Origin of the sequence: Gordonia sputi NBRC 100414 (assembly GCF_000248055.1) — a bacterium.
Lineage (GTDB): Bacteria > Actinomycetota > Actinomycetes > Mycobacteriales > Mycobacteriaceae > Gordonia > Gordonia sputi.
On the sequence record NZ_BAFC01000137.1, the window covers coordinates 1 to 6,645 of the forward strand.

The 6,645-nt window shown below is 64.9% G+C and carries 4 protein-coding genes and 3 pseudogenes; 4 read left to right on the forward strand and 3 right to left on the reverse strand.

The window, feature by feature from the left end; all coding sequences use genetic code 11:
• Nucleotides 1–846 precede the first annotated feature (846 nt).
• Nucleotides 847–1,110, reverse strand: a complete 264-nt coding sequence (locus GOSPT_RS21980) for a helix-turn-helix domain-containing protein (RefSeq protein ID WP_168431420.1) — start codon at nucleotides 1,108–1,110, stop codon at nucleotides 847–849.
• Between the two features lie 136 nt (nucleotides 1,111–1,246).
• Here GOSPT_RS21980 and GOSPT_RS21985 point away from each other — a divergent pair, with 136 nt between their 5' ends.
• A complete protein-coding gene (locus GOSPT_RS21985; RefSeq protein WP_039857037.1) occupies nucleotides 1,247–1,522 on the forward strand; it encodes a type II toxin-antitoxin system Phd/YefM family antitoxin in 276 nt (91 codons plus the stop codon).
• A pseudogene (locus GOSPT_RS24710) lies at nucleotides 1,519–1,731 on the forward strand (type II toxin-antitoxin system RelE family toxin); the annotation flags it as partial. The gene GOSPT_RS21985 and the pseudogene GOSPT_RS24710, both read left to right, overlap by 4 nt.
• 214 nt (nucleotides 1,732–1,945) lie before the next feature.
• Here GOSPT_RS24710 and GOSPT_RS21990 read toward each other — a convergent pair.
• Complete coding sequence (locus GOSPT_RS21990; protein ID WP_005209254.1) at nucleotides 1,946–2,887, reverse strand: GlxA family transcriptional regulator; 942 nt, start codon at nucleotides 2,885–2,887, stop codon at nucleotides 1,946–1,948.
• Nucleotides 2,888–2,995: 108 nt separating this feature from the next.
• Here GOSPT_RS21990 and GOSPT_RS21995 point away from each other — a divergent pair, with 108 nt between their 5' ends.
• Nucleotides 2,996–3,307: a putative quinol monooxygenase gene (locus GOSPT_RS21995; RefSeq protein WP_005180837.1), complete on the forward strand. Its 312-nt coding sequence runs from the start codon at nucleotides 2,996–2,998 to the stop codon at nucleotides 3,305–3,307.
• 633 nt (nucleotides 3,308–3,940) lie between these two features.
• Nucleotides 3,941–4,711, forward strand: a pseudogene (locus GOSPT_RS23410) (ISL3-like element ISPfr2 family transposase); the annotation flags it as partial.
• Nucleotides 4,712–5,354: 643 nt separating this feature from the next.
• Here GOSPT_RS23410 and GOSPT_RS22005 read toward each other — a convergent pair.
• Nucleotides 5,355–6,011, reverse strand: a pseudogene (locus tag GOSPT_RS22005) (IS630 family transposase); the annotation flags it as partial.
• Nucleotides 6,012–6,645: the final 634 nt, after the last annotated feature.

Consider the following 6,645-nt stretch of genomic DNA (forward strand, 5'->3'; position numbering starts at 1 on the left):
TCAGCAGTCACCCCTCCATGGTGAGGCAACCACGGTCGGATTGCCACTGGCTCGATGGAGCCCCCAAGGTTTCGTGCAGCACCGCGGGCCGGATTCGGTGGTCGCCTCGATCCCGGAAAGAGCGGTGCTGCTCACTGCGAAATCCTCTCCCCGCCGACGCCGCCAGCGCGAAGACATCACAGCCAGCGGGCCCGGGACCTGCCGGTGTCGAGGACGGCTTCTCGATGATGCTGCAGTGACGGATCGGTTAAAGTGCTTCGGCGGTGTGGGAGCAGTGATCAGCGTGGGGCCGGTCGATTCCGTTCGGACAGGTGATGCATCGACTGCCCAGCGGCAGGTGCGGTATCTGGCAAGTCCAGCCGTCACCGACCTCGAGAGGGTTGCTAGACATGAACCCGTCAACGTCGGACATGTAGGTGTCGGCGGCCCGCTTGGCGGCCCCACAATCAACGCCGGGAGTCAACGCCACAATGTCCAGGATGCCGTCTGGTCCCCAGGCCACCCCGCAGCTACGGTCCCTGATCCATGCCGGCGGCGGGGGAGTGACGATAGTGGTGGGCGCCGGGGTCGGCGACGAACTGGAGGCACTCGATGCAGTGTCCTCGCTGTCGCTACAGCCAACTGTGATCAGTGCGATGGCGACCAGGCCGCCACCGAGCTGGGCTCGCCAGCGCAAGGAGCTCATTGTGGGCACTGTCATCTTGCTGGGCCTTCCGATGTGGCGGTTGTTCTGTCGCGTCCTCGCGCCGCCGACCGTGGTGGCCCAAAGTAGCGCAGACTCCATGCTTTCATTAGCGCTTCCTTCTCGGTGCCCCCGACGTCTCAGTCGATCCGGAAGCTACTCAATTAGTGGTCGTCGGTGGTGGTCCACGGACCGTCGAGGTATCCGGCGTCACGCAGTGCCGCCTCCAGGACCGACTGATAGGTGCGTCCGATTACCGTCGCGATGCCTTCCAACGTCGCACGGGCCGGTAGCCCGCGCACCCCGTGCGTGCGCCACAGGTTCAGGTTCTGCCGAGAAATCCCGATGCGTCGCGCCAACTCGGCATCGCTGACTCCATACGCATGCTTGTGCGCGTCAACGAGATCCACAAGATGAGTGGTTGTCACGCTTCAAGCGTGGGGTAGTGGTAGCTTGCATGTCAAGCACCGCTATTCGACTCCGACAAGCATTACTTGACATAACGTACACTATCGGCCAAAAATCAGGCCATATCCTGGCCAGCGTGGCGGCTACACTGAACGTATGACGACAGTGCCCCTCGGTGAAGCCAAGGACAAGCTCTCCGCGCTCATCGACAGCGCCGAGAGCACGCACGACATCATCACGATCACCAAGCACGGCAAACCTGCCGCGGTGCTGATGTCGGCCGACGACCTCGAATCGCTGCACGACACGATCTACTGGCTCTCACACGCCGGCGTCCGCGACGACGTCGCTACCGCACACGCCGAGTACGCGGCCGGTGAAACCGTGTCCATCGACGACCTGCGCGCCGAACACGGCATGCCGCCGAAATGAGCGATGCACCGCCCGACTCGGTCAGCCCGTACCGAGTTGAGGTCGCATCCCCAGCTCGCCGCGATCTCGGGCGTCTACCATCCCGGATCGTTCACGCTGTCATCGAATTCATCTCCGGGCCGCTCGCCGAGAATCCGCACCGGCTTAGCAAGCCGCTACGTGACGACCTCGCAGACCTTCACAGCGCCCGCCGAGGTGACTTCCCAATCGGCTCTGATCGGGTCTGCTGATCCTCTCGACGAGAACGCAGCGACATCACAGCCACCCAACCCCGACCGTCCGCGAAGCCGGGACACGTCACATGACCTGTGCTGCGGGCGTGTCGAGTGGGTCGTCCAGGGGCGACGCGGGAGCGTCGACGCGACGTGCTGAGAGGTGGTTCCAGTCGAGCACTAGCACACCGGCTACAGGCATGGCGATAGGTCAGGAACGGCGTCGCTCCCTGCGCAGGAGGGAGCGCAGAGTCTCGGCGTTCGCGTAGCCGACCCCTAGCGCGATCTCGGCGGAGGTGAGGTCCGTGGTTGCTGAGAGGTGCCGAGCTCGTTCGATGCGAAGCCGTTGGACGAAGCCGAGCGGAGTGAGGTTGAGCGCCGCACGGACTCGTCGTTCGAGGGTGCGCCGGCTGGTGCCGAGCGACTGCGCGACGAAGGCGACGTTGAACGGTTCGTCCAGGCGGGCGCGCACGAAGCGTTCGAACTCGACGACGATCGGGTCCTCGTGCCGGAGATGTTCGTAGGCGACGAAGGCCGCCTGCGACGGGCGCTCGTCGATGATGAGGAGCTTGGCGACATGTTGGGCCAGGTCGGGGCTGATCGATCGCACGAGTGAGAGCGCGAGGTCGATGTGGGCGAAGGCGGCGCCGGCGGTGACGAGGTTCCCGTCGGCCACGACCATGGTGTCGAGATCGAGGGCGACGGTCGGATAGCGCTTCAGGAACTCCGGCCCCAGGAACCAGCTGGTCGTCGCCCGCCGATGATGCATCCGTCCGGTCTCGGCGACGGCGAACACGCCGGTGCACGCCGCGGCGATCCGGGTGGTCGCCTCGTCGAGGCGCCCGAGCGAGGCGATGACCGAACGAGCATCTCGGCTCTGGAGGGCGTCGTTGGTAGCGGCGGCCGTAAGGGTTCCAAGCGCAGGGACGACGACCACGTCGAACTCTCCGGACTCCGACAGCGGGTGGTCCACCGACAGGGTCATCGATGCCGTCGTGGTCACTCGCCGTTTCGGTCCGAGGATGGCGAGTTCGATCGGGTCGATCCGCGGGTCGACATCGCCGCGGGCTCCGTCGGCCACCCGCACGATGTCGATGATCGACGCGATAGCCGAACCGAAGCAGCCGTCGATCGCGATCAGTCCGATACGCATGACGTAAACAATAGCAATACTGCCGTATACGCCACTCCCCACCGGCCCTCGCTCGTCATACGCTGAACTCGCTTCACCAAAAAACCTCGACACCTAGGAGAACCCCTCATGTCCACACCCGCATCACTTCCGTATGCCTTCGTCGCCAAGATCGTCGCGGCCGATGGACAGCACGACGCGGTCGCCGATCTGCTCGCCGGCGCTGTCTCACTCGCCAACGAAGAAGTAGGAACGATTGTCTGGTTCGCGGTCAGGACCCACGCCGACACCTTCTGGATCTTCGATGCATTCCCCGACGAGGCCGCTCGCGACGCCCACGCCAACGGCGCCATCGTCGCAGCCCTGATGGCCAACCAGCACCTCCTCGGCGCAGCACCCGAGATCCTGGCGGCCGACGTCCTCGCGTCCAAGCTCCCGTAGTCCGCCAACGCACGAGACGATCGCGCCCCGCCGAGCCGTCGCCAGGTCGCGACGCAACGCCACGCCGCGTTGCCGAGCGGTACGAGGCCTATCGGCACACGGACAGGATGCCGGCCGCGAGCGCTCAGCCGGCGAGGGGTCCGTCGCAGAGGAGAGCGACGTCGGTGTCGGGCAGAGCCGTGAGGCCAGCGCATCGCGCGACCACCAGAACCGAACAGCCCCTGACCTGCGTTTCCGCAGGTCAGGGGCTGTTCGCCGGAGCCGCCTGTCGGAATCGAACCGACGACCTAATCACGTCGGCTTTGCGTCTATCGCTTGATGCGCCCACTGGGCGAACGAGCCGCTGACCTGCGCAAACGCCGAGCGTGGGGGACGCCGCCATCCGGTGGTGACCGACGACGACCGACCAGTACCGACCGTTTCACCGGAGCTTGCGGCGGCGTCGAAGCCGAGCAAGCTCCATTCCTTTAGCTCACCGCGCCCTCCTGCTCGCCGGTCCCGTCGTCGTCGAAGACGTTTCAGGGGTCCTTCTCAGATGACGGTATAGGTCGGCCGGGCGCGTCGGTCCGCAGATAGACGTCGAGGTCTCCCGACGACGGAGGTTCCTACGCCATCCATCCGAAAGACCTCGACGTGTCCGACGCTACCCCGCCGGCCGGCTTCGGCCGCCCTGACCTGACCGCCTTCGCTCGACTCGACGGCCTCGATCTGAGCGTGACCGGACAACGACTTGAACCGGATCGTGCGGTCCTCGCGTGCCGCGTGGTGGAACCAGATCAGTGGTGCCGACGGTGCGGCAGCGAAGGCGCTGCTCGTGACACCGTGATCCGGCGGTTGGCCCACGAGCCGCTGGGCTGGCGACCGACCGTGCTGGAAGTTGTAGTGCGCCGCTACCGCTGTGCCGACTGCGGACACGTGTGGCGCCAAGACACCAGCGCCGCGGCGGAGCCACGCGCGAAGCTCTCGCGCACCGGGCTGCGGTGGGCGCTGGAAGGGATCGTGGTCGCACACCTCACCGTCGCCCGTGTCGCCGAGGGACTCGGGGTCGCGTGGGACACCGCCAACAACGCGGTCCTGGCTGAAGGCAAGCGGCTGCTGATCAACGACCCCACGCGGTTTGAGGGCGTGAAGGTCATTGGCGTCGATGGGCACGTCTGGCGCCACACCAGGCGTGGCGACAAGTACGTCACCGTGATCATCGACCTCACCCCGGTCCGCGATGGCGCCGGCCCAGCAAGGCTGCTGGACATGGTCGAGGGCCGGTCGAAGGCGGCGTTCAAGACCTGGCTCGCCGACCGCGACGACGCCTTCCGTGACGCGGTCGAGGTGGTCGCGATGGACGGCTTCACCGGGTTCAAGACCGCCGCCGCAGAGGAGATCCCGGACGCGGTCACGGTGATGGATTCAGACCGTCCTCACCAAAGCGTTCCGCGCGAGGACTTCACAGAGCCCGCCTATGAGGGTTACGAGCACGCTATCGTCGCCAGGACGTGCAGAGCCCTGGCTGCGGCGACGCGCAGCTCCGATGACTGCTACTTCGCGATCTGGGCCGGCTATTCGGGTGTGGTGTCTCCCCTACCGGGTGGGCCTCGAATGCACATCCCCAACCGCGACTACCACCTCTACGTCGGCACACTGTCCGACCTCAAGGCGTGGGAGCAGCCACTGACACACGAGACGCCTGCGCTGCTTCACGACCCGCCGGCCTTCGTATGGCCCGCCGACCGCGCCTGGTGCCTGGCCAGTGACGTGGATCTCCGGATTAGGGGCAGCGTGGGTCGGTACCAGGGTGCCCGTTTGGCTGGCGCGTCGCGGCCAGCTGCGGCGTCGACTCACCACCGAACTGGGCTCGGTTCGCCGTGAGCCACCCATCCCCGTGGTGGTCAGGGCGTGTTGATCCAGTTGAGGATCGCCTGCCCCGCGCGGGGGTCGCCGTTGTTGATACCGACAACGGCGCCGATCGCCGCGCCCACACCGGCTCCCCAGACACACCCCACGATCACTATGCAGCCGACGACGAGCCCGGCCAGTGCGCCGACCGCGGTGGCGACGCGTACAGGCTGGAGGTGCCGTTGCGCACGTAGTCGTGGCTGGCCCGTTGCGGGGTGCCCGGGAGCATGGGAAAGATCGGCTGGGTGCGATCGAGCGCTTGGATCTGGGTCTTCTCGTCAACGCAGAGCACCAGGGCACGTTCGGGTGGGTTCATGTAGAGCCCGACGACGTCGCGGACCTTCTCGGTGAACATGGGATCTTTCGACAGCTTCCACGAATCCTGTTTGTGTGGAGCCAATCCGAACGCTCTCCATACACGCGAAACAGTTGACTGCGACATGCCGAGATACTCAGCCATCGACCGAGTCGACCAGTGTGTCGCATTCTTCGGCGTGGTCTCGAGAGTTGCGGTGATCAGGTCTTTGATCTGCTCGTCGTCGACGGTGCGAGGTCGCCCGGGCCGGGGTTCGTCGAGCAACCCCTCGCAGCGGTGCTCGACGAACCGGCCTCGCCAGCGCCGCACGGTACCTCGGTTGAGGCCGAGTCGTTGTGCCACTTCGGTATTCGACCCGCCATCAGCGGCAGCGAGAACGATTCGTGATCGCATCGCCAAACCCGAGGCCGTCGTTCGCCGACGCGCCCACCCTTCGAGCTCACGGCGCTCGTCATCGGTCAGAACAACATCCACTGCTCGCGGACCCCGGGTTGCCATTCCCCAGTCTATCAACCGAATGACAATTAATGACTCAGGACACTAGTGGTGAACACTGGAAGTAGTGGCTATCAGGCGATCGCAGGTATCCCAGCGAATGGGTGCGCGTTCAGTAATACGTATGGACACTTTCAGATCACAGGACCCAATCTGAGTATTAATGGGCCGACGAATGGCCGGCCGGGAGCGGTAGGATACGGACATGGAAGCGGCTGGGTCTGTGCGACGTTGTGGGAACACAAGCCAAACAACGTGTACGTCAATCGCGGACGGGCATGTGTCCACGTATAGCCCACTGAGGCTAACCCCGTGATAACCGTTCATAGGACTCGGTGGCGTCGCAACAGGACGTCGCCACCGAGTCGTATTACTACACCAGAAGGATTCGGCGACTGGAAGCGCCAAACAGGCATCCAGGCAGGAGAATTGCGATCCGAACTGGTAGCTGCCAGGACGGCTCTTGAGAGGGCATCACGCCTGGCGGACGAGTTGTCGACGATACGGGGGGCTGCTTCGCCTCGTAATGCCCGAGTGACCCGACGTGAAATCCGTAGAGCCTTGCGCCTGGTAGATAAGGCTCGGGACGAGTTATCGCTTACACGCGAATATTTTCTATAGCAGCACTGAAGTCGGG